At 39.6% G+C, this 24,867-nt stretch carries 23 protein-coding genes; 13 read left to right on the forward strand and 10 right to left on the reverse strand.

Annotation, left to right across the window (positions count from 1 at the left end; translation table 11 throughout):
• Positions 1-143 precede the first annotated feature (143 nt).
• Together QQK09_RS18785 and QQK09_RS18790 are read right to left on the reverse strand one after the other, a co-directional pair.
• Positions 144-1,304, reverse strand: coding sequence for a glycosyltransferase (locus QQK09_RS18785; RefSeq protein ID WP_284205727.1), 1,161 nt, complete (start codon positions 1,302-1,304; stop codon positions 144-146).
• A gap of 61 nt (positions 1,305-1,365) precedes the next feature.
• The gene (locus QQK09_RS18790; RefSeq protein WP_431312614.1) at positions 1,366-2,439 is read right to left on the reverse strand and encodes a CDP-glycerol--glycerophosphate glycerophosphotransferase; all 1,074 of its coding nucleotides are present in this window, start codon (positions 2,437-2,439) and stop codon (positions 1,366-1,368) included.
• A gap of 93 nt (positions 2,440-2,532) precedes the next feature.
• Between QQK09_RS18790 and waaA the strand changes: the two genes are divergently transcribed.
• Positions 2,533-3,816: a lipid IV(A) 3-deoxy-D-manno-octulosonic acid transferase gene (waaA, locus tag QQK09_RS18795; RefSeq protein ID WP_284205729.1), complete on the forward strand. Its 1,284-nt coding sequence runs from the start codon at positions 2,533-2,535 to the stop codon at positions 3,814-3,816.
• On the opposite strand, the gene QQK09_RS18800 is transcribed toward waaA, so the two are convergent.
• A complete protein-coding gene (locus tag QQK09_RS18800) occupies positions 3,801-4,508 on the reverse strand; it encodes a 3-deoxy-D-manno-octulosonic acid kinase (RefSeq protein ID WP_284205730.1) in 708 nt (235 codons plus the stop codon). The two genes, waaA and QQK09_RS18800, sit on opposite strands and share 16 nt — an antisense overlap.
• A 53-nt stretch (positions 4,509-4,561) precedes the next feature.
• On the opposite strand from QQK09_RS18800, the gene QQK09_RS18805 reads away from it, so the two are divergent.
• The gene (locus tag QQK09_RS18805) at positions 4,562-5,599 is read left to right on the forward strand and encodes a glycosyltransferase family 9 protein (RefSeq protein WP_284205731.1); all 1,038 of its coding nucleotides are present in this window, start codon (positions 4,562-4,564) and stop codon (positions 5,597-5,599) included.
• 45 nt (positions 5,600-5,644) lie between these two features.
• On the opposite strand, the gene QQK09_RS18810 is transcribed toward QQK09_RS18805, so the two are convergent.
• On the reverse strand, positions 5,645-6,652 hold the full coding sequence (locus QQK09_RS18810; RefSeq protein ID WP_284205732.1) for an NAD-dependent epimerase: 1,008 nt from the start codon (positions 6,650-6,652) through the stop codon (positions 5,645-5,647).
• 121 nt (positions 6,653-6,773) lie between these two features.
• The gene (pgi, locus tag QQK09_RS18815; protein WP_284205734.1) at positions 6,774-8,426 is read right to left on the reverse strand and encodes a glucose-6-phosphate isomerase; all 1,653 of its coding nucleotides are present in this window, start codon (positions 8,424-8,426) and stop codon (positions 6,774-6,776) included.
• A 194-nt stretch (positions 8,427-8,620) separates the two neighbouring features.
• Between pgi and ubiE the strand changes: the two genes are divergently transcribed.
• The 6 genes from ubiE (at position 8,621) to tatC (ending at position 13,249) form a co-directional block, all read left to right on the forward strand.
• Positions 8,621-9,376: a bifunctional demethylmenaquinone methyltransferase/2-methoxy-6-polyprenyl-1,4-benzoquinol methylase UbiE gene (gene ubiE, locus QQK09_RS18820; protein WP_284205736.1), complete on the forward strand. Its 756-nt coding sequence runs from the start codon at positions 8,621-8,623 to the stop codon at positions 9,374-9,376.
• A 75-nt stretch (positions 9,377-9,451) separates the two neighbouring features.
• Entirely contained in the window at positions 9,452-10,048 is a 597-nt protein-coding gene (locus QQK09_RS18825) for a ubiquinone biosynthesis accessory factor UbiJ (protein WP_284205738.1), read from the forward strand.
• Positions 10,049-10,129: 81 nt separating this feature from the next.
• Positions 10,130-11,770 carry a ubiquinone biosynthesis regulatory protein kinase UbiB gene (ubiB, locus tag QQK09_RS18830; RefSeq protein ID WP_348532721.1) on the forward strand — a complete coding sequence of 547 codons (1,641 nt, stop codon included), beginning with the start codon at positions 10,130-10,132 and terminating at the stop codon, positions 11,768-11,770.
• A 69-nt stretch (positions 11,771-11,839) separates the two neighbouring features.
• Positions 11,840-12,085, forward strand: coding sequence for a Sec-independent protein translocase subunit TatA (gene tatA / locus QQK09_RS18835; RefSeq protein WP_284205739.1), 246 nt, complete (start codon positions 11,840-11,842; stop codon positions 12,083-12,085).
• Positions 12,085-12,480 (forward strand): Sec-independent protein translocase protein TatB, encoded by a 396-nt coding sequence (gene tatB, locus QQK09_RS18840; RefSeq protein ID WP_284205740.1) that lies wholly within the window; start codon positions 12,085-12,087, stop codon positions 12,478-12,480. The genes tatA and tatB overlap by 1 nt, the downstream gene beginning before the upstream one ends.
• A complete protein-coding gene (gene tatC / locus QQK09_RS18845) occupies positions 12,473-13,249 on the forward strand; it encodes a twin-arginine translocase subunit TatC (protein WP_284205741.1) in 777 nt (258 codons plus the stop codon). The genes tatB and tatC overlap by 8 nt, the downstream gene beginning before the upstream one ends.
• A 73-nt stretch (positions 13,250-13,322) precedes the next feature.
• On the opposite strand, the gene QQK09_RS18850 is transcribed toward tatC, so the two are convergent.
• The 5 genes from QQK09_RS18850 to hrpB all read right to left on the reverse strand — a co-directional run bounded on the left by QQK09_RS18850 (position 13,323) and on the right by hrpB (position 20,280).
• Positions 13,323-14,042 carry a GGDEF domain-containing protein gene (locus tag QQK09_RS18850; RefSeq protein ID WP_284205742.1) on the reverse strand — a complete coding sequence of 240 codons (720 nt, stop codon included), beginning with the start codon at positions 14,040-14,042 and terminating at the stop codon, positions 13,323-13,325.
• Positions 14,043-14,156: 114 nt separating this feature from the next.
• The gene (gene rlmF / locus QQK09_RS18855; protein ID WP_284205744.1) at positions 14,157-15,092 is read right to left on the reverse strand and encodes a 23S rRNA (adenine(1618)-N(6))-methyltransferase RlmF; all 936 of its coding nucleotides are present in this window, start codon (positions 15,090-15,092) and stop codon (positions 14,157-14,159) included.
• Positions 15,079-15,501, reverse strand: a complete 423-nt coding sequence (locus QQK09_RS18860; protein WP_284205745.1) for a SufE family protein — start codon at positions 15,499-15,501, stop codon at positions 15,079-15,081. The genes rlmF and QQK09_RS18860 overlap by 14 nt, the downstream gene beginning before the upstream one ends.
• 32 nt (positions 15,502-15,533) lie before the next feature.
• Positions 15,534-17,714, reverse strand: coding sequence for a penicillin-binding protein 1B (gene mrcB, locus QQK09_RS18865; RefSeq protein ID WP_284205747.1), 2,181 nt, complete (start codon positions 17,712-17,714; stop codon positions 15,534-15,536).
• A 106-nt stretch (positions 17,715-17,820) separates the two neighbouring features.
• Positions 17,821-20,280 carry an ATP-dependent helicase HrpB gene (gene hrpB, locus QQK09_RS18870; RefSeq protein WP_284205748.1) on the reverse strand — a complete coding sequence of 820 codons (2,460 nt, stop codon included), beginning with the start codon at positions 20,278-20,280 and terminating at the stop codon, positions 17,821-17,823.
• Between the two features lie 246 nt (positions 20,281-20,526).
• Between hrpB and dksA the strand changes: the two genes are divergently transcribed.
• From dksA to panB, 5 genes are all read left to right on the forward strand, one after another.
• Positions 20,527-20,976 carry an RNA polymerase-binding protein DksA gene (gene dksA / locus QQK09_RS18875; RefSeq protein ID WP_284205749.1) on the forward strand — a complete coding sequence of 150 codons (450 nt, stop codon included), beginning with the start codon at positions 20,527-20,529 and terminating at the stop codon, positions 20,974-20,976.
• A 52-nt stretch (positions 20,977-21,028) separates the two neighbouring features.
• The gene (gene gluQRS, locus QQK09_RS18880) at positions 21,029-21,928 is read left to right on the forward strand and encodes a tRNA glutamyl-Q(34) synthetase GluQRS (protein ID WP_284205750.1); all 900 of its coding nucleotides are present in this window, start codon (positions 21,029-21,031) and stop codon (positions 21,926-21,928) included.
• 105 nt (positions 21,929-22,033) lie between these two features.
• A complete protein-coding gene (gene pcnB, locus QQK09_RS18885; RefSeq protein WP_431312613.1) occupies positions 22,034-23,440 on the forward strand; it encodes a polynucleotide adenylyltransferase PcnB in 1,407 nt (468 codons plus the stop codon).
• 95 nt (positions 23,441-23,535) lie between these two features.
• Positions 23,536-24,030, forward strand: a complete 495-nt coding sequence (gene folK / locus QQK09_RS18890) for a 2-amino-4-hydroxy-6-hydroxymethyldihydropteridine diphosphokinase (protein WP_284205752.1) — start codon at positions 23,536-23,538, stop codon at positions 24,028-24,030.
• A 34-nt stretch (positions 24,031-24,064) separates the two neighbouring features.
• Positions 24,065-24,859: a 3-methyl-2-oxobutanoate hydroxymethyltransferase gene (panB, locus tag QQK09_RS18895; RefSeq protein ID WP_284205753.1), complete on the forward strand. Its 795-nt coding sequence runs from the start codon at positions 24,065-24,067 to the stop codon at positions 24,857-24,859.
• The last annotated feature ends 8 nt before the right edge of the window (positions 24,860-24,867 follow it).

Below are 24,867 nucleotides of genomic sequence, written 5' to 3' on the forward strand. Positions count from 1 at the left end.
ATTAGAAACCGTCCAAGTGATGTTTATAGAAATCTAGAGCGTCATCATATTAGATATTTACTAATAGAATTTGGTACTAATTTATCAATCAATTTAACTTTCATATTAATCACTTTCTAGAATAATTTATTTTAATAACACAGTTACTTCGAGTCACCTATTACAGCCATTTGTTGAGATATTATGTTTTCAAACGAAAGCCACTCAATATCCTCATAGGTAGGAAGAATAGGGTCAATTAAATATTCATTAATTTTATTTGCTAATGGAATATATTCTCCTTTAGGCATTATTGCATTACCTAATCGCCCTTTCAAAATTTCATTAGCAGGTCCACAATCAGTACTAACTACTGGCGTGCCACACGCTAAAGCTTCAGTGATTACATTTACAAAGCCTTCAAAATCAGAACTTAAAACAAATAGTTTTGCGTTTTTATACCAAGGGTAAGGGTTATTAACAAATCCAGGCATAATAACTGAATCCGCCAGTTTTAATTCAGAAATGAGCTTTTCAAGCTCTCCTCTTTGATTCCCCTCACCTAAGATAACCAGCTTATAATTTTTTACCTTAGCTTTATGGTAGGCTTTAATCAGTAGATCAAACCGCTTTTGTTTTGTTAATCGGCCAACACCTAAGATATAAGGTTCTTCAAGTACCTCAACTTTTTGCTCACTCAAAAACTTAACGCGTTCTATATCACAAGGATTATTAATTACAGTGAGTAACTCAGGCGATACATTGTGTATAGTTAATGACCCCCTTAATGCAACAGCAATGTATTCAGATACAGTGAATATTTTTTTATCTTTAAAAAGACAAGAGGCCTGCCAATGATTATAACGACCAATGAAACCTTTATTCTGTTTAGGCAAGCGGTATGGTAAATGAATGCTGTAAATAGCTTCTTTACGCTTAAACCACCAAGTTCTTTTTATTGCGCGCGAACCGCGAATGAAAATGGCATTAAAACTCTTTTTTGATTCCAGTTCATTCAAAACATTTAATATTTGCGGTTTAAAAACGGGTTTTGCAAAGAAAAATTCACTCTCAGGTAGGAGGTGTCGTAACAACACTTTATAAAGACCATAATAAACAGCTAAAAAGGGATTTCTTAATAAGAATTTAGCAAGATCAAGCGTGTGTACCTGACAATCAAAATCTACATCTATTGCCTTTCCTTTCTCTAAACAGAGAATATGAACTTCATTGCCAAGTAATGCGTGATTTCTAGCTAACTCAACAGTGATTTTTTGTACACCACCAAACTTCAAGTTGTGTACAATAAAGAGAACTTTTTTCATTTATAGCCCAAAATAGATATTTTAAATTTAAAGATATTTGATTGTAAAAGATTAATAGAGTTTACCACTTCCAGTAATTCAATTTTTTTCTTAACTTATATTTACGAATCAAATTCAATGGTTTGCTTGCAAGACTGTTGTAATTACCTGCTGAAAACTGTTCAACTGCTTGCAATACACGTGTACTCGATTTCCCATCATTGTAGGGATGAATATTATTACAATAATCATCAATTTTTTTCATTAACTGTTCCGATGGTGCTAATGCTTGGCAAAGTGCAGTATAAATATCTTCAACTTTATCGATATGTATTAAGCATTCGTTACCGCTGTTGTTATTAAATGCAACCACTGGTTTACGCTGTAAAAGGTGCATGATTAGAATTGATGATGTATCGCATAACATTACATCTGCAGCTTGCAACATTGGCAGTACATTATCGGTTTCAATAAACTGCAGATTTTCACTTTGGATAGATTTATAAAGATCAACAACTGCGGTATCCATTTTAGGATGGAACTGGATTAGCCAGCGCCACTCTCCCGTTTCCGATAAAGCTTTTATTTTTTCAAAAACAATCGGTGCGCAAGATAAGTTACGCGAAAACGTAGAACACATTAAAATGGTTTTTCTTTTATCGTTGTTATCTAGATAAGGGTTATTAGGTGATTTAGTAAATAAAGGATCAAGTGTTGACCAGCCTGTCTCGACAACTGAAAATGTCTTATGCTTTACAGAGAGGGCTTGAAAAGGAATGCTTGTGTCAGGGCCCTGTGTGCAGTAGAGATCAAAACAATTACGAATTTCAAAGTGGTCAGGACGTCCGCGACGATTCAGTTTACCCACACTAAAGCCATGAAATACGCCCACTTTGATACCCGGAATAAAATTTGGCACAACGTTGCCAGGAACCAATACCACTTCAGGGTTCCAAGCACGCACACTATCAATGGACAATAATTGCTGCTCATCATTTGTCAGATGTTTGGGAGAGACTTCCTTCCCCTCTAGAAACCAAGCAACCTCTCCTCCACGTGCTAAAATCTCTTCTTGCAAAGGGCGTAAAATTGCATAAGAGTAATTTTGAGAGATATACATCAAATATTTTTTGAGAAGCATTAACAACGTTTCCATGGATGATGAAATGAAATATTCAGAGAAGCTAGGATTATATCGTGTAATTTCTATATGATACAATTTTAACTCTACTCATTATTAGGAATAACAATGATTATTCGATGCTTGTATAGCATTTTGCTTTTCATTATCGCTCCCTTTTTTTTATACGGTTTATACAAAAGCAAACCAAATAAACCAAAATTTGGATCTCGTTGGAAGGAGCATTTTGGTGTTATACCACAATTAAAAGAATCGAAAGATGCCCCGATTTGGATCCATGCAGTTTCCGTGGGCGAACTGTTGGCAGTAATCCCATTAATTAAAAAATTAAAAGCAGATAATCCAGCGCAAAGTATTGTAATCACGACCACCACCAGTACAGGAGCGGCAGAAGCAGATAAGTTAGATGATTTAGTTGAGCACCGTTATATGCCTTTGGATTTTTCCTTTGCAATCAAACGCTTTATTAAAACAATTAAACCTAAAACGCTGTTTATCATGGAGACGGAGCTTTGGCCTAATACTCTAGCTTGCTGCCAACAAAAAAACATTCCCATCGCCGTGATTAATGCACGTCTCTCTCAACGCTCAGCTAATCGTTATAAAAAATTTCCTGCTGTTTTTAACATACTGTTAAAAAACATTAACCTCGTACTGGCACAAACGGAGCAGGATGCACAACGCTTTATTGATCTAGGCATGAAACCAGAACAAGTTAACGTAACTGGCTCGATAAAATTTGATATTTCCGTTAGCCAACAACAGACCCAGCAAGCCGCTACGCTACGTCATAGCTTTGATCAAAATCGCGAGGTTTGGATCGCAGCGAGTACACATAAAGGCGAAGATGAACAAATTATTGCTGCTCATCAACAACTGTTATTGGAAAAGCCCAATGCACTATTAATCCTTGTTCCACGTCACCCTGAACGCTTTTTAAGCGTTAAAACACTATCTGAAAATAGTGGTTTGTCAGTTGTAACTCGCAGTAGCCAACAACCGATAGAAAATAGTACACAGCTCTATTTGGGGGATTCGATGGGAGAGATGATGGTGTTACTGGGTGTTGCTGATATCTGCTTTATCGCGGGTAGCTTAATTGGCGACAAGGTTGGGGGGCATAATCTGCTAGAGGCGGCTGCGCTTAAAAAGCCTATTTTAAACGGGCCAAGTTACTTTAACTTCAAACAAATTACCGAACAGTTAGTAAAACTTAATGCCTGTACTATCTGTCAAAACAGCAATGAAATAAGCGCGAACTTACTAAAGCTGTTTAATGATGCAAACCTACGCCAACAACAGGGTAAAGCCGCCCTAGATTTTGTTTTACAAAACCAAGGTGCACTCAACAAAACAGCACTGACGATAAAAAATTATCAGGCAGAATGGTAAGCGCTAATTAATAGCTGCCAATCGCTTTGCTGCCATTTTATTTGACGCTTATTAAGCTCTTTATTAAAGGACCTTAATAAGCGCTGAATATTACTCTCTTTCCAGCCTTCACCAGACTGTTGATAACACTTATCAAAATCGATCAGCCATACCTTCCCCTGTGTATCGAGCAATATATTATGGATATTCAAATCAGTATGGTTAACTTGCGCTTGATGCATCTTCTTAATCTGTTCTGCTATCGCACTATATTCATCAGGGGTAAGAGCACGCTGCAGAAGAATGGAAACGAGATCCTGTGCGTTGGGAATCTTTTCAGAAAGCAGATCTGCTTGGTAACAAAAATTTCTTTTTTTAGCGATAGCAGCAATCGGCTTAGGGACATTCACCCCCGCTTTATTAAGAGTTTGTAAAAGTGAAAATTCAGCAAGTGAACGTGTTTTTGACCAACTTGTGAAAATATAATGGTCAGACACTATCTTGCCAAACAAACCACCACGGCGGTAATGGCGTAAAGCCCCTTCAATTTTATCTAATTGCACAAACCAAGTTGTGCCACGCCCCTCTGCAGAGCCAATGATTTTATTGTGCGTTTTCCAATATTGCGCATCAAAACAGGCTTCAACATCATCGTGAATTAAACTATCATCAAAAACAATGCGTAGTTTATTGTGCTCAATCGTTTTCAACATAGCGATTTATCCATATACTCTTTAAATAACCTGACTTTATAATTGATATTAACATGCCTCTATTTACAACTGCACCAAAATCTATCTGTCTACTTCGTCTCTCAGCCATTGGTGATGTTTGTCATGCTGTGGCGATGGTACAAGCGATTCAAAAACAGTGGCCATCAACTCATATCACTTGGATAATGGGCAAAATAGAAGCGCAGTTATTACATGACCTACCTAATGTCGATGTCATTGTGTTTGATAAAAAAACCGGTTTAAAAGGGATGCGAGCGATATGGAAAAAGCTAAAGCATCAAAAATTTGATGCTCTATTACATATGCAACTTGCGCTGCGTGCAAGCGCGCTTACTTTAGGTATTAAAGCCAAATATAAAGTCGGTTTCAACTTTAAACGCGCCAAAGAAGCACAATGGTTATTTACCAATAAAAAGATAGATGACACGGCATCAAGCCATGTATTGGATAGCTTTTTTGAGTTTGCCTACTTTTTAGGGATAGATAAAACAGAGCCCACTTGGCATATTCCACTCTCTGACTCAGATCTAGCCTTTGCAAAAAATATCAATGTTGAAAATAAACCACTATTTGTGATTAGCCCTGCTGCGAGTAAAGATGAACGTAACTGGTTGGTTGAGCGATATGCAGCTGTTGCAGATTATGCCATCCAACAAGGTTTTCAAGTGGTGTTATGTGGTTCACCTGCACCAAGAGAGCTAACCTTAGGTGAAAATATTGAGGCTTTGATGCAAGGTGATGCCACTAACCTTATTGGAAAAACATCTCTTAAGCAGTTAACCGCAACCATTAAACAAGCAAAACTAATACTCGCACCAGATTCTGGTCCAGCGCATATCGCAACGACGCAAGGTACACCGGTTATTGGATTATATGGCCACAGTAATCCTAATCGCACACGCCCTTACTTAAGTGCGAATAGCGTAATTAGTGTGTATGAAAAACATGTGCAGGAACAGCACGGAAAACCGCTAGAGCAGCTACCTTGGAGTGCACGCGCTAAAGGCGAACATATCATGGCCGACATTAGCACCGAACAAGTCGTTGAACAGTTTAACAAGTTCTGTTGATTAAACAGAAGAGCAAGTTAAACCGTTAAACTTGCTCTTCTAACTTTATTTTATTTGATAAAAGCTCTTGTACCATTGCACAAACTCAGTGACGCCTTGCTTTACAGTGACATCAGGCTTGTAGCCAACCGCTTCAAAAAGATCCGTCGTATCTGCGAAGGTTTGGTAAACATCACCCGCTTGCATCTCTCGAAAGTTTTTCTTAGCTTCAATACCTAATTCATCTTCAATTGCTTTCACAAAGTCCATCAAATTAATCGGAGAGCCGTGACCAATATTATAGATTGAATAGGGTGCAGAACTACTCGCAGCAGAACCCGCTTCAACAGTCCACTGTTCATCTTTAACCGGCGGCAGTTCAGCAACACGAATAACCCCTTCAACGATATCGTCGATATAGGTAAAGTCACGCCACATATCGCCATTATTATTAATATCGATAGTTTCCCCATCTAATATCTTTTTCGTAAAGATAAAAGGTGCCATATCGGGTCTCCCCCAAGGGCCATAAACGGTGAAAAAACGTAATCCAGTAGTTGGAATATCGTAAAGGTGAGAATAACTATGAGACATCAGCTCATTAGATTTTTTACTCGCTGCATAAAGTGAAACGGGATGATCAACACCATCCTTTGTCGAGAATGGTACTTTAGCGTTTAAACCGTAAACAGAGCTTGATGATGCATAAACCAGATGTTTCACCTTAGTTTGGCGACACCCTTCTAGTATGTTGATATGTCCAACAAGGTTACTATCCGCATAAGCTAGTGGATTTTCAAGAGAGTAGCGCACTCCAGCTTGGGCACCTAAATGGATAACACGATCAAACAACTCCGTGGCAAAAAGAGCCTTTATCCCCTCTCTATCCGCTAAATCTAACTTGATAAAACGAAATAATTCGTGCTCAGCCCTTGTTAAACGAGCTTCCTTTAGCGTGATATCGTAATAATCATTTAGGTTATCAATCCCTACCACTTGATGCCCGGCCTGCGTTAAACGCTCAATCACTGCACTACCAATAAAGCCTGCTGCACCTGTCACTAAATATTTCATAAAACCTCACAATTTCGATAAGTTGTTCATCATATCAGATAGATAAACAGATACAAAAAAGCAGCGGAAATCGCTGCTTTTTTAATAACTTAGTTTATGACTTAGTTGATGACTTGAAAAATTATTTCCAAGCTTTCCAAGCATTGATTAAACCATTAGTAGAGCTATCGTGTGCGTCTACTTTATCGTTGTTATTAAGCGCGGGCAAAATCTGACCTGCTAGTTGTTTACCTAGCTCTACGCCCCATTGATCAAAGCTGAAGATATTCCAGATAACACCTTGAGTGAAGATCTTCTGCTCATACATTGCAATCAACTGACCTAATGTTTTAGGTGTAATTTTATTAACCAGAATAGAGTTACTTGGCTTATTACCGTCAAATACTTTGAATGGAACTAGCTCTTGTACTTCTTCAAGCGTTTTACCCGCAGCAACAAATTCAGCTTCTACTTGCTCTTTACTTTTACCAAATGCTAACGCTTGCGTTTGTGCAAAGAAGTTAGAAAGCAGTTTAGCGTGATGATCGCCTGCTGGGTTATGGCTAACAGCTGGCGCAATGAAGTCACAAGGGATCAGTTTAGTACCTTGGTGAATTAATTGGTAGAAAGCATGTTGACCATTGGTACCTGGTTCACCCCAGATAATTGGACCCGTTTGGTAATCAACTGCATCGCCATTGCGATCCACACATTTACCATTTGATTCCATGTTACCTTGTTGGAAAAAGGCAGGGAAACGGTGCATATATTGGTCATATGGAAGAATCGTTTCTGTTTCTGCGCCGTGAAAGTTGTTATACCAAATACCGATTAACGCTAAAATAACTGGGATATTATCTTTAAATTCAGTTGCAGCGAAATGGTTATCCATCTCATGCGCACCTTCAAGCAGCGCTTCAAAGTTGTCATAACCGACTGTTAATGCGATTGATAAACCGATTGCTGACCATAAAGAGTAACGACCGCCAACCCAATCCCAGAACTCAAACATATTTTCAATATCAATACCGAACTCTGTGACTAACTGAGCATTGGTTGATAACGCAGCAAAATGTTTAGCAACGTGCGCTTCATCTTGCGCGAAGTTTAAGAACCAATCACGTGCACTGTTAGCATTAGTCATTGTTTCTTGTGTCGTGAATGTTTTTGAAGCGATTAAGAATAGCGTTGTTTCAGGGTCTACTTTTGCTAGCGTTTCAACAATATGTGTACCATCAACATTTGATACAAAGTGAGTTTGAATGCCTTCAACTTTGTATGGAGAAAGTGCTTCTGTCACCATGTAAGGGCCAAGATCTGAACCACCGATACCGATATTTACGATATCAGTAATACGTTTGCCGGTGTAACCTTTCCACTCACCCGAGTGTACTTTTGCACAAAAGGCTTTCATCTGCGCTAACACTTTATTAACTTGTGGCATCACATCAACGCCATCGACGATTACTGGTGTATTGCTACGGTTGCGCAATGCAGTGTGTAATACGGCACGGTTCTCTGTCACATTGATTGTTTCACCAGAAAACTGAGACTTAATCGCCCCACTTAAATCAACTTCTTCAGCAAGCTTCAATAAGCTGTTAAAGATCTCTTCTGTGATTAAGTTTTTTGAAAAATCGACTAAAAGTTCACCATTAAATTGGCGAGAGAATTGCTCGAAACGGTTTGAATCTTGAGAAAAAAGTGAGGATATTTGCATATCTGAACTGTTAGCAAATAATGTTTGTAATTCTGACCAAGCGTTTGTTTGTGTAGGATTGATATTTTTCAACATGACAAAGTTCCAAAGTTAGGGATTCACAAATGATTATTAATCATTACAAAAAAATCAGTTTTAATCTATCAATTTTATCGTAACGGTTATTGATCTACTGTAACAAAAAGCAACATTGATCAAGCTTTCGATCTTCTGTAAAAAAGTTGCTATTATGCTCACCTATCCAAGTATCTATTTAAAAAGAGATTTCCATGAGCGAGAGAGAAGAGAACACGACCCATTTTGGCTTTAAGACCGTTGAAGAGGAAAAAAAAGTTGAGTTAGTTGCTGAGGTATTTCACTCTGTCGCCGCTAAATATGATGTGATGAACGATGTTCTGTCGATGGGCATTCATCGTATCTGGAAACGCTTTACCATTGATTGTTCTGGAATTCGCCACGGACAAAAGGTATTAGATCTTGCAGGTGGTACGGGCGACTTAACCGCTAAGTTCTCACGTATTGTAGGTCAAGAAGGACATGTCGTCTTAGCCGATATCAATGACTCAATGCTTAAAGTCGGACGCAGCAAACTGCGTGATTTAGGTATCGAAGGTAACGTAGAATATGTACAAGCTAATGCTGAAGAATTACCTTTCCCTGACAACCATTTTGACTTAGTAACAATTGCTTTTGGCCTACGTAATGTAACCGATAAAGATAAAGCACTCGCATCTATTTACCGTGTTTTAAAACCCGGTGGTCGCTTATTAGTACTTGAATTCTCTAAACCAATCTATAAACCAGTGAGCAAATTTTACGACTTCTACTCATTCAACATCTTGCCTAAACTAGGTAAATTAATTGCCAACGATAGTGAAAGTTATCAATATCTTGCTGAAAGTATTCGTATGCACCCTAACCAAGAGTCATTAAAAGAGATGATGGAAAATGTTGGCTTTGAAGGCACCGAGTTCTTCAACTTAAGTGCAGGCATTGTGGCGTTACATCGTGGCTATAAGTATTAATTAAATCGATCACAAACTATTTTTCAATACAGTGCTTCAAAAATATTGGCACTGAACCGTTACAGAGAGAAAGTTATGCCGTTAGATAATCTTGTATGTGGTTTATTAGAAACCGGTGTTAACAAATTGCATCAGTTAGATAGCAGTGCCAAACAGAAGCGAAAAGCACTTGATGGCACCATTATTGGCGTATCATTGAAAGAGATTAACAAGCCTCTATATTTTGTTATTAGCAATCAACAAATTGATCTATTGAGTCAGTTTGAAGGACAGCCTGATTGTTTTATTCGTGTAAATTTTCTAGCTTTAATTGAACTACAAGATAACCACCAGCTAACCAATTTAATTAAAAGTGGTCAGCTAGAAGTAGATGGTGACATAAAAACAGTACAAAAATTTGCACAACTATTAACCGAGATGGATATTGATTGGGAAGAGCACCTTTCCAAAAAAGTGGGTGATCTACTGGCACATAAAATTGTTTACCATGCCAAACAATGCAAAAAAACATTCACTAAACAAAGCGATAAAGCACATAAGCAACTTACTGAAATTATTACCGAAGAGCTTAAAGTCGCACCTGGCCCATTAGAAGTGGCCTACTTTTGTGATCAAGTAAGCGATATTGAAAAACAGGTCGCAGCATTAGAAAAACAGCTAGCTCGTTATTAACAATGATGCGTTAATAACATCATCTAAGTGTTTTAATACTCACTTAACTCGCACTCTATCTTCATCTATGCAGGACTGTTGATGATCAAACTTAAAGAACTATCCCGTTTGTACAATATCAATAAAACCATTGTTGAATATGGTTTAATTGAACTGTTACCTCGTCAGCATCGCCCATTTAGTTATACATTGATGCGCATCGTACTGTTTTGGGTACGTACTAAACATCAACACCTTTCTTTACCTGAACGGTTACGCTTAAGCTTACAATCACTCGGCCCTATCTATATCAAGCTTGGACAGATGCTTTCTACTCGCCGCGATTTACTACCGCCTATTTATGCAGACCAACTTGCCTATTTACAAGATAATGTGCCGCCTTTTTGTGGTGAATTAGCCATTAAACAGATCGAAAGCTCACTCGGTAAAACCATTGACGAGCTATTTGAAAACTTTGATGCAACCGCATTAGCCTCGGCGTCAATTGCACAGGTACATACGGCAACCCTGCGCGAAGATAATCGCGAAGTAGTTATTAAAGTTATCCGTCCTGAAATAGAAAAAACCATTCAAGCCGATATTCAATTAATGAAATGGCTTGCACAACTGATGCAGCGCTTTCTTAAAGACTCTGAACGTTTACGCCCTGTTGAAGTGGTTTACGAATATGAAAAAACCATTATTGATGAGTTAGATTTAATGCGTGAAGGCGCTAATGCGATTCAGCTTAGACGTAACTTTTTAGGGTCAAAATTACTTTACGTACCAGAAATTTATTCTGACTACTGTACTAAAAATGTATTAGTCATGGAGCGTATCTATGGTATTCCCGTCTCCGACATCGACGCATTAGAAGCTCAAGGTACCGATTTAAAACTGCTTGCTGAACGTGGTGTTGAAACATTCTTTACCCAGGTTTTTCGAGATAGTTTCTTTCATGCTGATATGCATCCTGGCAACGTATTTGTATCCTATGATCACCCAGAAGACCCTCTTTGGATAGGTATTGACTGTGGTATCGTGGGTACTCTGAATAATGAAGATAAACGCTATTTAGCGGAAAACTTCTTAGCCTTTTTTAATCGAGATTATCGTCAAGTTGCTCAGCTACACATCGATTCTGGCTGGGTACCAGAGGACACCCCGCTAGAGGAGTTTGAGTTTGCGATTCGTGCCGTATGTGAACCGATTTTTGAAAAGCCACTGTCTGAAATATCCTTTGCAGCGGTGCTTATCAATTTGTTTAATACCGCGCGCCGTTACAATATGAAGGTTCAGCCTCAGTTAGTCTTATTACAAAAAACCTTACTTTATATAGAAGGATTAGGACGACAACTGTACCCACAACTAGATCTTTGGGATACAGCAAAACCTTTCCTAGAGGATTGGATGAAAGAGCAGGTTAGCCCAACGAACCTACTCAAAAAATTACAGCAAAAGGCGCCCTTTTGGTTAGAGAAATTGCCCGATCTTCCAGAACTTGTTTACCATAATTTGGCAAGTGGAAAATCCCTACAAAAGCAACAAAAACAATTAATTGTATCAATTACAAAGCAGCAACAAAAAAACAGTAAAAGTTACTTTTATATTGGCATTGCAGCCACCTTAACATTAGTATCAACATTAGCTTATCTACAAACAGATAAAAACTTAGCTATGATTGCAGGTATTCCCGGGCTTTTTGCATGGTTCCTTGCATGGCGTCATACCAATAATGAATAAAATTTGTTATAAAGCACTCTAATAAAAACAACTCTTTCAATACAATAATAAATTAAAGGAAAATATATTATGGGCGGTATCAGTATTTGGCAGTTAGTTATCATCGCTGTGATTGTGATTTTACTCTTTGGTACTAAGAAATTACGCGGTATTGGCGGTGATCTTGGTGGTGCAGTAAAAGGCTTCAAAAAAGCGATGAGCGACGAAGATAAGAGCGCAGAAAAGAGTGAAGAAAAAATTGAGAGTCCAAAACAGGATGCCTCTTTTAACAGCGAAAGCAGTACCGAAAAAAGCAAAGAAAAAGACCAAGCATAATGTTTGATATTGGCTTTTGGGAGATCGCCCTGATCTCCATTGTCGGTCTCGTCGTATTAGGTCCTGAACGTTTGCCCACGGCAATTCGTAGCGTCATGCAATGGATTAATACCGCCAAAGGCATGGCTAATGCAGTCAAATCAGAGATCACTGAAGAACTAAAGCTGCATGAGCTCAATGAAATGAATGAAAATATGATCAAAGCGAGCAAAGATGGACTGCAAAGCCTTGATCCCGATCTTCAAGAATCAATCAATGAGATGAAAAAAAGTGCACAGGACTTGGCACAACCTTACAAATCTGAGAAACAAGATAAACAACAACCACTCACAGCTGAATCTGATATAAAACAACCGATAAACGCAGAACAACAGGGTAAAAAAATAGATGAGTGAAAGCGACAAGCAAACAGAAACGGGTTCAGCATCTACACAACATAGCCTGCCGCTCATTAGCCATCTATTAGAGTTACGCGATCGTTTATTACGTATCATTGCAGTCGTAATAGTGCTGTTTTTAAGCTTGGTTTATTTTGCTAACGATATTTATCATTACCTTGCGATTCCATTAACTAGCCAGTTGCCTGAAGGCGCTAGTATGATTGCAACAGGTGTAGCAACACCATTCTTTACGCCTATAAAGTTAACCATTGTTCTCTCTATTTTTATTGCGATACCGGCTATTTTACATCAAGTATGGGCATTTATTGCGCCGGGTCTTTATAAACAAGAGAGGCGCCTTATTGCCCCGCTGGTAATTAGTAGTGCGTTACTTTTTTACCTCGGTATGGCCTTTGCCTATTATGTAGTTTTCCCCTTAGCATTCTCATTTTTTACCAGTACCGCACCTGAAGGTGTCACTATTGCTACCGATATCAGTAGCTATTTAGATTTTGTATTGAAACTATTTTTTGCTTTTGGATTAGCTTTTGAGATTCCCATTGCCACCTTAGTATTGTGCTGGACAGGTGCAACTACCCCTGAAAAAATGAAGCAAAAACGCCCCTATATCGTGGTGGGTGCCTTTGTCTTTGGTATGTTATTAACGCCGCCAGATGTCATTTCACAAACACTATTAGCAATACCGATGTTAATCCTATTTGAGATTGGTTTATTGTTTGCACGCTTTTATGTGCCAAAAGAAGATGAACTAGAGCAGGAATAATATTTATTCATCTAGCTAAGATAAATGAAGATCATTAGGGATAACGTTAATATTTATCCCTGATTAATTCAATCTACCCCGTTACCACACAATTCTTGCCGCGCTTTTTCGCCTTATGCAAAGTAAAGTCAGCTCGCTTCATCAGATCATCAAAGGATTGAGTTGGTTTTGATTGCACTACCGCAAAACTTGCACTGAGCTCGATACCATCTTTTAAGGTACGATAAATCATCGCGCGAAGCTTCTCTGCCAACACTGCACCTTGTTCTGCTTTACAAACAGGACAAAGAATCAAGAACTCTTCCTCTCCCCAACGTGCAACAGAATCGGTTTTACGCGTATTTAAAGAGACCTTTTGCGCAATATCCATTAGCACTCTATCGCCCTCAATATGTCCTAAATTTTCATTAATATCGCTAAAATCATCTACATCAAATAATACCAAACAGAAATCTTCATGGTAACGTAGGTAGCGATCCCACTCCGTTGCTAAAGCATGCTCTAGCGTGCCCCTATTAAGTAATTTAGTGAGCGGGTCTTTTGACGCAGAATGCTTAGTTAAGCGAGCATAAATAACACTTTTTCGCCATAAACGAGCGAATATATACAGCGTGCTGAGTAATATACTAATGCAGAGTAACAACAGTTCACCCCATTTAAGCAAACCATTATTTTGTGTGAAATGATAAAAACGCTGAAAGAGATCCACCTCAATAAATACAAATAGCAGTACTACATTTATTAATATGATGAAAATAAGTTCAATAAATAAAGTTTTCTTCCGCATAGACATCTTTACCTCCCCTTCCATAGTGAAGTGTTTGAATAAGCCTAGACTACTCCTATAAGCTTATTCAAAAGAACGATTGTTTTTGTGAGAGATTGACCTCTGGGCTTTGGACAATGATTAAAATGACCACGCTATAAAACGACTCACCTTCTGTCCTTGTGCCATTTTCACCACTTTAATCTGCTTCGCATTAAGTTGTGTTAAGAGTTTTTTCAGCGGTGCTACGTTCTCTGATTTAGAAACAAGGCTTGAAAACCACCTGACTTGCTGAGCAAATTCAACACTCTCAGTCGCCATTTGCTTCAGGAACGCTATCTCGCCACCTACGCAGCAAAGCTCATTCTCTTGCCCGGCAAAGTTAAGTTCAACTTTCTGCTTGGCTTGCTGCACTTGTAAATGGCCTGCTTTGCCCTTATTAAGATTGGTCACCTTACGTGCACTGCCTGCCTGTGCTTTTTCCATTGATGCATGGAACGGTGGATTACACATGGTAAGTGAGAACTTATCATTGTCCTTGATAATATGCTTAAAAATAGATTTTTTATCTTGTTGCAAGCGTAGCTTAATATATTGATTAAGGTTTTTATTCGATTTTACAATCAGCCCCGCCATTTTGATAGCAACAGGATCAATATCAGTGCCGACGAATGACCAACCATAACTTTGGCTACCAATAATCGGATAAATACAGTTTGCGCCCATACCAATGTCGAGCACCTTGATTTGCTTACCGGTGCGTAGGTTTCCTTGTTCATCAGCAAGCAGGTCCGCTAAACCATGGATATAATCCGCTCGTCCAGGGATCGGTGGACATAAATATCCTTCAGGTAATTGCCAAAAATCAACATCGTAAAACTGTTTTAATAATGCCTGATTGAGTGCTAAAACGGCTTTAGCATCGCTAAAATCAATGCTTAAATTTCCGTATGGATTAGTAAATACAAAGGGCTCTAATTCTGGCAGCGCATTGCATAACACCTTAAAGTCATACTTTCCGTGGTGCTTATTACGCGGGTGTAACGCTTTAGGGGTTTCTTTCTTAGTGGTTGCCATGATTACTTTCCGCCGCTTTTATTCTTTCTACAATCGCTAATAGACCATTAGCACGTGAAGGGCTGAGGTGACTCAATAACCCTAATTTTTCAAACAAAGAATCGATATCGACATCTTTTATTTGTTGCCCTGTTTTATCTTGAAAAATGATCAGTAGGATCATCATCAAGCCTTTTACAACACGTGTATCACTGTCCATTTTGAAGTGAAACACCGCCGCATGTTGTTCAACAACACACCAAGCAATGCTTTCACAGCCTTTTACTTGATTAGCCTCTGTTTTTTCAGACTCATCAAGTACAGGCAACTTTTTCCCAAGTTGAATAATCAAGCGATACTGTTTATCCCAACTCCTATTATCACTGAATTTTTGCAATAATTGCTCGAGGGAGATTAATGGTTCAGTCACAGGTTTTTCCTTATTTTCTATCATCTGTCATTCTAATTTTTCTGTTTCATATAATTTGAGAAAAGTACCAGCGCCCCACTGCTTCCAGATAACTTCGCGCTTTGGTTGTCATCACGCCCAACCCAAGTCGTCACTACTTCTCTATCATCGAAACCAACAAACCAACTATCTTTTAAATTATTAGTGGTGCCCGTTTTCCCACCCGCAAAGCTTTGCCCAGGATTACGCCAACGTAAACTGCGCGCTGTTCCCTCTGTGGTCACTTTATGCAAGGTATCAGTTAATTGCTTAACCGCCTCTTTTGAAAAGCGCTGTTCGCCATTTTGATGGCGCTTATACAGTAACTCCCCCTGCTTCGAGCTAATACTACGTATCATTTGTAATGATTGATAACGCCCTTGTGTCGCGATCGGTTGGTACATTTGTGCTACTTGAAAAGGTGACAACGATACACTGCCTAATACCAATGAAGGATAGGCTTTAATTTTCTCTTTAATGCCCATTTTATGCAGACTGTTGATCACATTTCTCAATCCAACTTGCATACCCAGGTTAACAGTGGGCACATTCAGGGAACGATATAATGCCTCCTCAAAACTCACCTCTCCACGAAATTTGCGGTCATAGTTTTTAGGCTGCCAACGCTGACCCGTACTATTTTTCAATACAATTTGTTTATCATTCAACCTATCATCTAAATGGTAACCCGCCTCGAGTGCCGTTAGGTAAACCGCCGGTTTAACTAGTGAACCAATTGGACGATTTGCATCTAAAGCACGATTAAAGCCACTAAATTTTACATCGCGCCCAGAGACAATCGCAAGCAGCTCTGCATCTTTACGATCGCTGATGACCATTGCACCTTGTAATCCTTTTTGCTTATCTTTATCAACCAGCTCTAATCCCTTCTGAACCGCAAATTCAGCATCCTGCTGTGCAACCGGATCGATAGAGGTAAAGATATGCATACCGCTGGTTTGTCTTACCGCCGCAGGTACTTGCTCTCGTAATTCACGGTGTAAAAAACTAATAAAAGCAGGGTTAGCACGATGATTTAATGCGTATTTATTACTCAACATCAGAGAGTCAGATACCGCATACTTATAATCATTACTATTAATTAGGCCATTTTCAACCATCATGCGTAATACTAAATCTCGTCTTGCTAAAGCACGTTCAGGATTACGCCTCGGATTGTAATAAGATGGCCCTTTAATAATAGCCACCAGCAAGGCGACCTGTTCAATACGTAGTTCGTTAATAGGGCGTGCAAAGTAAAAATCACTCGCAAGGCCAATACCGTAAACGCCACTTTTCCCATTTTGTGCCAGATAAACCTCATTAAGATAAGCTTCTAATAACCTATCCTTACTGTATTTATGATCCATCAATACTGCGATGTAGGCTTCTTGAAATTTACGCCACAAACTACGCTCTTGGGTTAAGAATAGATTTTTTGCTAGCTGCTGCGTCAACGTACTTCCGCCTTGTACCGTGTAACCCGCTTTAAAATTAACGATAAATGCACGCACAATTGCAAAAGGTGACACACCTTGGTGGTGGTAATAATTTCTATCTTCCATCAACAATAGAGTATCAATGAAAAGATCCGGGATCTTTTCAAAAGGAACAAAGACACGATCTTCTATCTGAGACGAATGCAAACGCGATAAAAGTAAGGGGTCTAAGCGAAAATGCTGCAGATCGTTAGCGCTACTGTCCCTAATTGTCACTATCTGATCATTGACAAAGGTGACGTTTACCTTCTCTTTGCTTACTAAGGTATCTGGAAAATCAAAAGCACGACGAAAAATAGTTACTCGCTCACCTTTAACCGAGAACTGTCCGGGGCTATTCACAACTTCAACGGGACGATAGTTCAATAGCCTAAGCTCTTTGATCAGCGCAGACTGCGTTATCGATTGTTGCGTATCTAATACTAACGGCCGAGCGTAAACCTGCGCAGGTAACGTCCATGCAGATCCATCTAATCGGCGTTCAATTTTTTTATCAAAATAGATCCCCGCGATCACCATTAGGGCAATAACAGCGAGACTACTTTTCCAAAATAGGGACCAAATAAAACGTAAAAAACGCTGCTTTAATGATAACTTTTGGACTTTTTTAGCGGTGCTTTTCTTTTTACCGGTTTTCTTCTTAACAGCTTTAGTCTTAACGTTTTTTTCCGTTACTGTTTTTTTATTTTGTGCCATCTATTTTCTACTTAATAACCTGAACGCGAGTTGAGCAATACTGTAACTTAAAATGAAGGGATGCTTTTACTTATAATTAAACATTATCACTTCTCTATAATTCAGATCACATATACTTTTTAGTACGTTTAGTTGCTTGCGCTTGCAACGGGTCATCAGGCCAATAATGCTTCGGATAACGACCACGCATCTCTTTTTTAACATCCTCATAGGCGCCTTGCCAAAAAGTCGTCAAATCCTGTGTTAATTGTAGCGGCCTTCGCGCTGGAGATAACAGTGCCAATTGTAATTTGATACGTCCTTCGAAAATACAAGGAGTCTGTTGCTGCCCAAATAACTCTTGTAAACGTACCGAAAGAACCGGGCTTTCATTGTCTCGATAATTGATTTTAATCTTAGACCCAGTCGGTACCACTGCATGAGTAGGGAAATGCTGTTCAAACTGTTGTAAAACCGGCCAACTTAAACGCGCGAGCAAAGCCCCTTTTAGATCTACTCGCTTTAATTGTTCAGGTTTATTGATACCCGTCAGAAATGGCGTTAACCAGTCATCAAGCTCTTCCAGTAAACTTTCTGCGCTAAAATCAGCAAACTCTATTTTATAGTGATGGCGTTGATATTGTTGCTGAGCCGTTTGTAAGCGCACTAACAGTTGTTGGTTCTCATCAGACCAAGTGAGTACTGATAAACCAGCTTTTTTGATGCCCTCAATGAGTGCTGCACTTTTCTTATTATTAGCAACGTCGATAAGGGGTTGTTTAGAGATGCATAATTTATTGAGCATCAAGCGCTTTTCAGCAATCAACTTCGGTTTACCAACAAACGACCAATATAACGTTTCAACCTCTTGGAAATAGTGCGCTAAATGTTGTTTAAGTGTAGCCAGAGAAACGGAAGCCGCTTTATAGATAACACTGTTTACACTGCGCTCAGAAAAAGCGAGGTCTGCGACCACCAACATTTTCTGTCCGATTAAGGGGGATTCATACCATAATGATGCCCCGATGCCGCTGCTCAATTGGTAGCTTTCTTTATTATCACGTGACAATGCAATGCGGTCGGGGAAAGCAATCGCAAGTAATAAACCACAATGATCAGTAGCAATCGCCACCTGACTATTTCTTACATTTAATTTTTTTAAGAGCTGTTTTTGTTGCTGCTTAACGGCGTAGCTCGGTTTAAGCATCAATGCTTCCAGATCATCCCCCGCTTTTTCATTGCTTTCTAGTTGCGCAACTAACAAACACGCAAGTTCAATAATGCCATCGAAAGGTAGTTGCTGTGCTGTAATTAATAGATGGCCTAAACGGGGATTAACACCCAATGCACTAATTGCCTGACCATGTTTGGTAATTCGCCCTTTTGCATCGATAGCATTAAAGGTTGCTAGGAGCGCATTGGCAGTATCGATATTTGCCTGTGGCGGTTGGGTAATAAACGTCAGTGCTTGTGGACTGCTGACACCCCAATTAAGTAGCTCTAACATCAATGACGTTAGTTCACAGCGTTTAATCTCTGGCTCACTTTGTGGGCTTAAACGTACTTCAGAAGACCATAAGCGATAACAGTGCCCCGCACTTAAACGACCCGCACGACCCGCACGCTGCGTCGCACTCGCTTCGCTAATACGTTGTGTTTGTAGTTTACCAATGCCCGATTGCGCTTGATAACTCATGCTACGCTCAAATCCAGAATCGATAACAACACTAATCCCTTCGATGGTTAAACTAGTTTCAGCGATATTAGTTGCAATCACGATTTTACGTGTGTTTTTTGCACAGTTGTTAATTGCAAGCTGTTGCTCTGCTAATGTCAGCGCACCATATAACGGCGCAATGATCGTTTGTTCTGAAAGATGGGCTTTGAGCAGCGTCTGACATTGCTTGATCTCTTTAATACCCGCAACAAAAACTAAAATGTTACCGCTTTGTTCATTAAAAGCACGTAGCGTTAGCTTAACTAATTCCGCTACCATGTTATGTTTATTGTTTTTTAAATCACTTTGATAAACGGTTTCAATAGGATAACTGCGCCCTTGCGAACTAATAAAATGCGCATCGGGCAATTTCTCCTGAAGTTGACTATTATCAAGTGTTGCAGACATGATCAGTAGTTTTAGCGAATCACGTAATCCAGCTTGTACATCCAACGCTAACGCAAGGCCGATATCCCCCTGCAAGTTACGTTCATGGAACTCATCAAAGATCAGCAGATCTACGCCAGTCAGTTCAGGATCGTTCTGTAGTAAACGCGTTAATACACCTTCGGTGACAATCTCTAATTTACAATTTTTACCGACACGACTTTCACCGCGCATTCGGTAACCGATTGAATGCCCAACTTCTTCATTGAATAGTGATGCCAAGTAATAAGCGATATTTTTTGCTGCCAAACGACGCGGTTCGAGCATAATTACCTTGCCGTCAAACCACTTTTCTAGCACTATTTTAAAGGGTAAAAAAGTTGATTTCCCAGCTCCAGGAGGTGCTTGTAAGATAACTTGCGGGGAAGTTGATAAGCTAGATTTAATCTCACTAAGCACAGATTGAATAGGTAAAGAGGACAAAATAAGCGCCTGCTCCTTCAGAAAGTAAAACGATAAAGTGGTTAAATGCTCGCCATTTAAACAGAAAAACTAAGATTCAACTTAACAAAACAAATCAGGTTATTTGACTCAAGACTTTAAATTTGCTATAGATAGCCGCCGAAAATGAGCAGAGTCAATTTTAGCATCAAATAACGACAGCTTCTCTGTTAATTAATAATTGGATTAAAGTTCTATATTTATACGCTTTGATTAAAGGAAAATACTATGCCCGCAACGAAAACAAAAAAAACATTAGGCATTCTAGCCATTGCTGGTGTTGAGCCGTATCAAGTAAAGAAAGATGAAGAGTACATGAGCCCGGAGCAAATGGAGCACTTTACAACCATTCTTGACTCATGGCGCACACAACTTCGTGAAGAAGTTGACCGTACTGTTGACCACATGAAAGATGAAGCTTCTAATTTTCCAGATCCAGTGGATCGTGCAACACAAGAAGAAGAGTTCAGCTTAGAACTACGTGCACGAGATCGTGAACGTCGTTTAATTAAAAAAATCTCTAAAACATTGAAGAAGTTAGAAGAAGATGATTTTGGATTCTGTGATTCTTGTGGTATCGAAATTGGTATTCGTCGTCTAGAAGCACGTCCAACAGCAGATCTTTGTATCGATTGTAAAACGCTTGCTGAAATTAAAGAGAAGCAGATCATCGGTTAATTCTGCCCGCTTTAATGATAAACGGTTAGCCAAGTGCTAGCCGTTTTTGTTTATGGAGTTTTATTTGTCCCAATCCACCGCTTATATTGGTCGCTTTGCCCCGTCACCCTCAGGTCCACTTCACTTTGGCTCGCTCATCGCAGCCCTTGGCAGCTACCTACAAGCTAAATCTCAACATGGTAAGTGGTTAGTCCGCATTGAAGATATTGACCCGCCACGTGAAGTAGCAGGCGCTAGCGAAGACATTCTTGATACCTTACAAGCTTATGGATTAAATTGGGATGATAGCGTTATTTATCAAAGCCAACAAAGTGTCGCTTATGAACAGGTACTGGCACATCTTGATCAGCAACAGCTCAGTTATGCCTGTGCTTGCACACGTAAGATTATCAAGCAACAAGGTGGTTTATATTTAGGTCATTGCCGAGATAAAAAACTCAGTAATAACAATAATGCATTGCGTATTAATGTCTCTAAATTAGCGGCACCAATCACGCATTTTCAGGATAAATTACAGGGTCATATCACATTAGATGCACAACAAGCTGACGAAGATTTTATTATTAAGCGTAAAGATGGATTATATGCCTATAATTTAGCAGTTGTGATAGATGATATTAACCAAGGTATTACAGAAATTGTACGTGGAGCAGATCTGCTGCCAACAACCGGAAAACAGATTTCATTATACCAATTGTTAGGTAAGCCAGTTCCAACCTATGTACACTTACCCCTAGCAGTCACAAAGCCTGGGTTTAAGCTTTCAAAACAGAACCATGCATTAGCAATAGACAAACAAGATCCAATACCAACGCTAATACAAGCACTCTCTTTCTTAGGACTACCAACGGCAGATTTAATTGATAAAAGCAGTTGCTCAATCATCCTAAAGTGGGCTGTTGCAAACTGGCAATTAAACATGGTACCTAGGCAAACCGAGATTCAGGTATAAATTAATTTGTGTTTATCGGGGCGTGCACATAAAATAGGCGCTTCAATTTTAAATCATCATATCGAGGATAAGATCATCAAACGATTAAAAAAATTCGTTAAAAGAGTGTTTAAAAAAGGCGATAAAAAGTCTCATGAAGAAAACACTAAAAAAGTAGCAACGGAAACATACGACGCTTACAAAATCCCGCGAAGCCAACACTCTATTTCGCGTAACGATATTGATGATAATGCTTTAAAAGTACTTTACCGTTTACACAATGCCGGCTTCCGTGCCCTACTCGTGGGTGGCGGTGTGCGTGATCTGCTACTTGGTTTAAAACCAAAAGACTTTGATATCACTACCAATGCAACACCGGAAGAGGTTAAAGCCTTATTTCGTAACTGTCGCTTAATTGGTCGTCGCTTCCGCTTAGCACATATTTTATTTGGTCGTGAGATTATTGAGGTGGCAACTTTCCGTGGTCATCATGATGATGATAATGGTCAAGACAAGCAAAAAGTAAAACAATCGCAGGGTGGCATGCTACTCCGTGATAACGTTTATGGCTCCCTTGAAGAAGATGCAGAGCGCCGTGATTTTACTGTTAATGCGTTATATTACGATATTGCAGATTATTCAATATACGACTTTTGTGGGGGCATGCAGGATCTTGAACAGCGAAATTTAACGCTGATTGGCGATCCTGAAGTTCGTTACCGTGAAGATCCTGTGCGTATGTTACGTGCGATCCGCTTTGCTGGAAAACTTGATCTGGAAATTACTGAAGAATGTGCAGAGCCTATCCGCCGCTTAGCTCCTCTATTACAAGATATTCCAGCTGCACGTCACTTTGATGAAGTGATCAAGCTTTTACTATCTGGCCAAGGTTTAGATACTTATCGCTTACTAAAAGAATACAAACTAATTCAAGTGCTATTCCCAGTTCTCTTTAAAGAGGGTGAGGATGACAAAGCAAACAGCATGATTGAGCAAGCACTAAAAGATAGCGATCAACGCATTTTAGAAGGTAAGCGTGTTACTCCAGCTTACATCTACGCGATTATGCTTTGGTATCCGGTTGAACAGCGTGCACATGCAATCAGCTTTGAAAGTGGTATGGAATATCACGATGCGTTCTTACTAGCGATGAATGAAGTATTATCCATTCAAGTGAAAACCATCGCCATCCCTAAACGTTTTACGGCAACAATTCGTGATATATGGAGCCTGCAGCTGCGTCTACCTCGTTACGGCGGTAAACGCGCACAACGTGTGTTCCATCATATTAAATTCCGAGCCGCTTTTGACTTCTTAGAGCTACGTGCAAAAGTAGAACAAAGCCAAGAACTTGCAGAACTCACCGCATGGTGGCAGGAGTATCAATTACACAATGAACTGCCGCAACATGATCACAGCCGCAAACGTAATAACCGCTCAACAGAGCAAAAGCCTGATGATCAAAATGTAGCCGCTAAGAAGCCCTATAAAAAACGTCGCTATAAAAAACCTGCAGCAAAAACCAGTGAGTAAAAGTATCCTTTTATACTGAGTTTTGTAGACCCGTTGAGTGAATTATATCTGCTCAACGGGTAAACCTTAAATAACATACATAAGTAGTGAGCGTAATGATCAGTTATATCGGGGTAGGCAGCAATCAACAACATCCTATCAAACAAGCACAACAAGCAATTGAAGCATTAAAAAACCTCCCAACCAGCCAGTTAACGGGCTGTAGTTCACTTTATTGTAGCGCACCGATGGGGCCACAGGATCAACCCGATTATATTAATGCGGTGGTTGAAATTGACACCAAACTTAGCGCAATCGAACTATTAGATGCACTGCAAGCAATAGAGCAAAATCAAGGCCGAGTTCGCAAAGATAATCGCTGGGGACCACGCACGTTAGATTTAGATATTATTTTATACAATGACCAACAGCTACAGTGTGAACGACTCACTGTTCCTCACTACGGTATGCATGAGAGAGAGTTTGTGCTCTACCCTCTACTTGAAATAGCACCAAATTTAACACTACCAAATGGCACTCACTTATCGCAATTAACCGAATTATGTGATAAAAATGGTCTGACCACGATAAGTGACATTGATCACCTTTAATAAAACTTAAAAATTTTCCAACGACGGAGTTAACATGGCTCGAATTAGCGTTTCTCATTTAGCTAAAATGAAAACTAACAATCAAAAAATCACCTGTATAACAGCTTACGATGCGAGTTTTGCTGCTATTTTTGACCAAGCAGGGATTCAAGTTTTATTGATTGGAGACTCGTTAGGCATGGTTTTACAAGGCCATGAATCAACGCTACCAGTAACCGTTGATGACATTAAGTACCACACAACTTCAGTAGCAAGCACAGCAAAACAATCCCTGATTATTGCCGATCTTCCCTTCATGAGTTACAGCACACCGGCACAAACTTATGATAATGCAGCAATATTAATGCGTGCAGGCGCAAACATGGTAAAACTTGAAGGTGGCGAATGGGTTGCTGAATCAGTTAAAGGACTTGTCGAACGTGGCATTCCTGTTTGTGGACACTTAGGTTTAACACCACAATCGGTTAACGTATTAGGCGGTTATCGCGTACAAGGCCGTGAAGATGCACAGGCTGAGAAACTACTTAGTGACTCATTGTTACTAGAGGCCTCTGGTGTGCAGCTATTAGTACTCGAGTGCGTACCAGTACAGCTTGCAGAACGCATTAGTAAAGCATTAACGATTCCTGTCATTGGTATCGGTGCCGGCGCACAAACCGATGGACAAATTTTAGTGATGCACGATGCCTTTGGTATCTCTGCCGGCTTCTGCCCTAAATTCTCAAAAAACTTTTTAGTTGAGACTGGCGATATACGCCGTGCAGTCGCACTGTACAAAGAACAGGTTGAGGCAGGCACTTTCCCTGCTGACGAACACAGTTTTTATTAAATCGTACT

The sequence above is a fragment of the Psychromonas marina genome (genome assembly GCF_030161115.1).
In the GTDB taxonomy this organism is placed as follows: Bacteria; Pseudomonadota; Gammaproteobacteria; order Enterobacterales; family Psychromonadaceae; genus Psychromonas; species Psychromonas marina.

Excerpts from the sequence above, each read along its gene's own strand:
- dksA (WP_284205749.1), top strand. The coding sequence starts at position 20,527 with ATGCCCGCAACGAAAACAAAAAAAACATTAGGCATTCTAGCCATTGCT.
- pgi (WP_284205734.1), bottom strand. The coding sequence starts at position 8,426 with ATGTTGAAAAATATCAATCCTACACAAACAAACGCTTGGTCAGAATTA.
- mrcB (WP_284205747.1), bottom strand. The coding sequence starts at position 17,714 with ATGGCACAAAATAAAAAAACAGTAACGGAAAAAAACGTTAAGACTAAA.
- tatA (WP_284205739.1), top strand. The coding sequence starts at position 11,840 with ATGGGCGGTATCAGTATTTGGCAGTTAGTTATCATCGCTGTGATTGTG.
- QQK09_RS18810 (WP_284205732.1), bottom strand. The coding sequence starts at position 6,652 with ATGAAATATTTAGTGACAGGTGCAGCAGGCTTTATTGGTAGTGCAGTG.
- QQK09_RS18800 (WP_284205730.1), bottom strand. The coding sequence starts at position 4,508 with ATGTTGAAAACGATTGAGCACAATAAACTACGCATTGTTTTTGATGAT.
- QQK09_RS18825 (WP_284205738.1), top strand. The coding sequence starts at position 9,452 with ATGCCGTTAGATAATCTTGTATGTGGTTTATTAGAAACCGGTGTTAAC.
- QQK09_RS18785 (WP_284205727.1), bottom strand. The coding sequence starts at position 1,304 with ATGAAAAAAGTTCTCTTTATTGTACACAACTTGAAGTTTGGTGGTGTA.
- ubiB (WP_348532721.1), top strand. The coding sequence starts at position 10,130 with ATGATCAAACTTAAAGAACTATCCCGTTTGTACAATATCAATAAAACC.
- waaA (WP_284205729.1), top strand. The coding sequence starts at position 2,533 with ATGATTATTCGATGCTTGTATAGCATTTTGCTTTTCATTATCGCTCCC.
- QQK09_RS18790 (WP_431312614.1), bottom strand. The coding sequence starts at position 2,439 with ATGGAAACGTTGTTAATGCTTCTCAAAAAATATTTGATGTATATCTCT.
- folK (WP_284205752.1), top strand. The coding sequence starts at position 23,536 with ATGATCAGTTATATCGGGGTAGGCAGCAATCAACAACATCCTATCAAA.
- QQK09_RS18805 (WP_284205731.1), top strand. The coding sequence starts at position 4,562 with ATGCCTCTATTTACAACTGCACCAAAATCTATCTGTCTACTTCGTCTC.
- ubiE (WP_284205736.1), top strand. The coding sequence starts at position 8,621 with ATGAGCGAGAGAGAAGAGAACACGACCCATTTTGGCTTTAAGACCGTT.
- QQK09_RS18850 (WP_284205742.1), bottom strand. The coding sequence starts at position 14,042 with ATGTCTATGCGGAAGAAAACTTTATTTATTGAACTTATTTTCATCATA.
- tatC (WP_284205741.1), top strand. The coding sequence starts at position 12,473 with ATGAGTGAAAGCGACAAGCAAACAGAAACGGGTTCAGCATCTACACAA.
- panB (WP_284205753.1), top strand. The coding sequence starts at position 24,065 with ATGGCTCGAATTAGCGTTTCTCATTTAGCTAAAATGAAAACTAACAAT.
- tatB (WP_284205740.1), top strand. The coding sequence starts at position 12,085 with ATGTTTGATATTGGCTTTTGGGAGATCGCCCTGATCTCCATTGTCGGT.
- rlmF (WP_284205744.1), bottom strand. The coding sequence starts at position 15,092 with ATGGCAACCACTAAGAAAGAAACCCCTAAAGCGTTACACCCGCGTAAT.
- gluQRS (WP_284205750.1), top strand. The coding sequence starts at position 21,029 with ATGGAGTTTTATTTGTCCCAATCCACCGCTTATATTGGTCGCTTTGCC.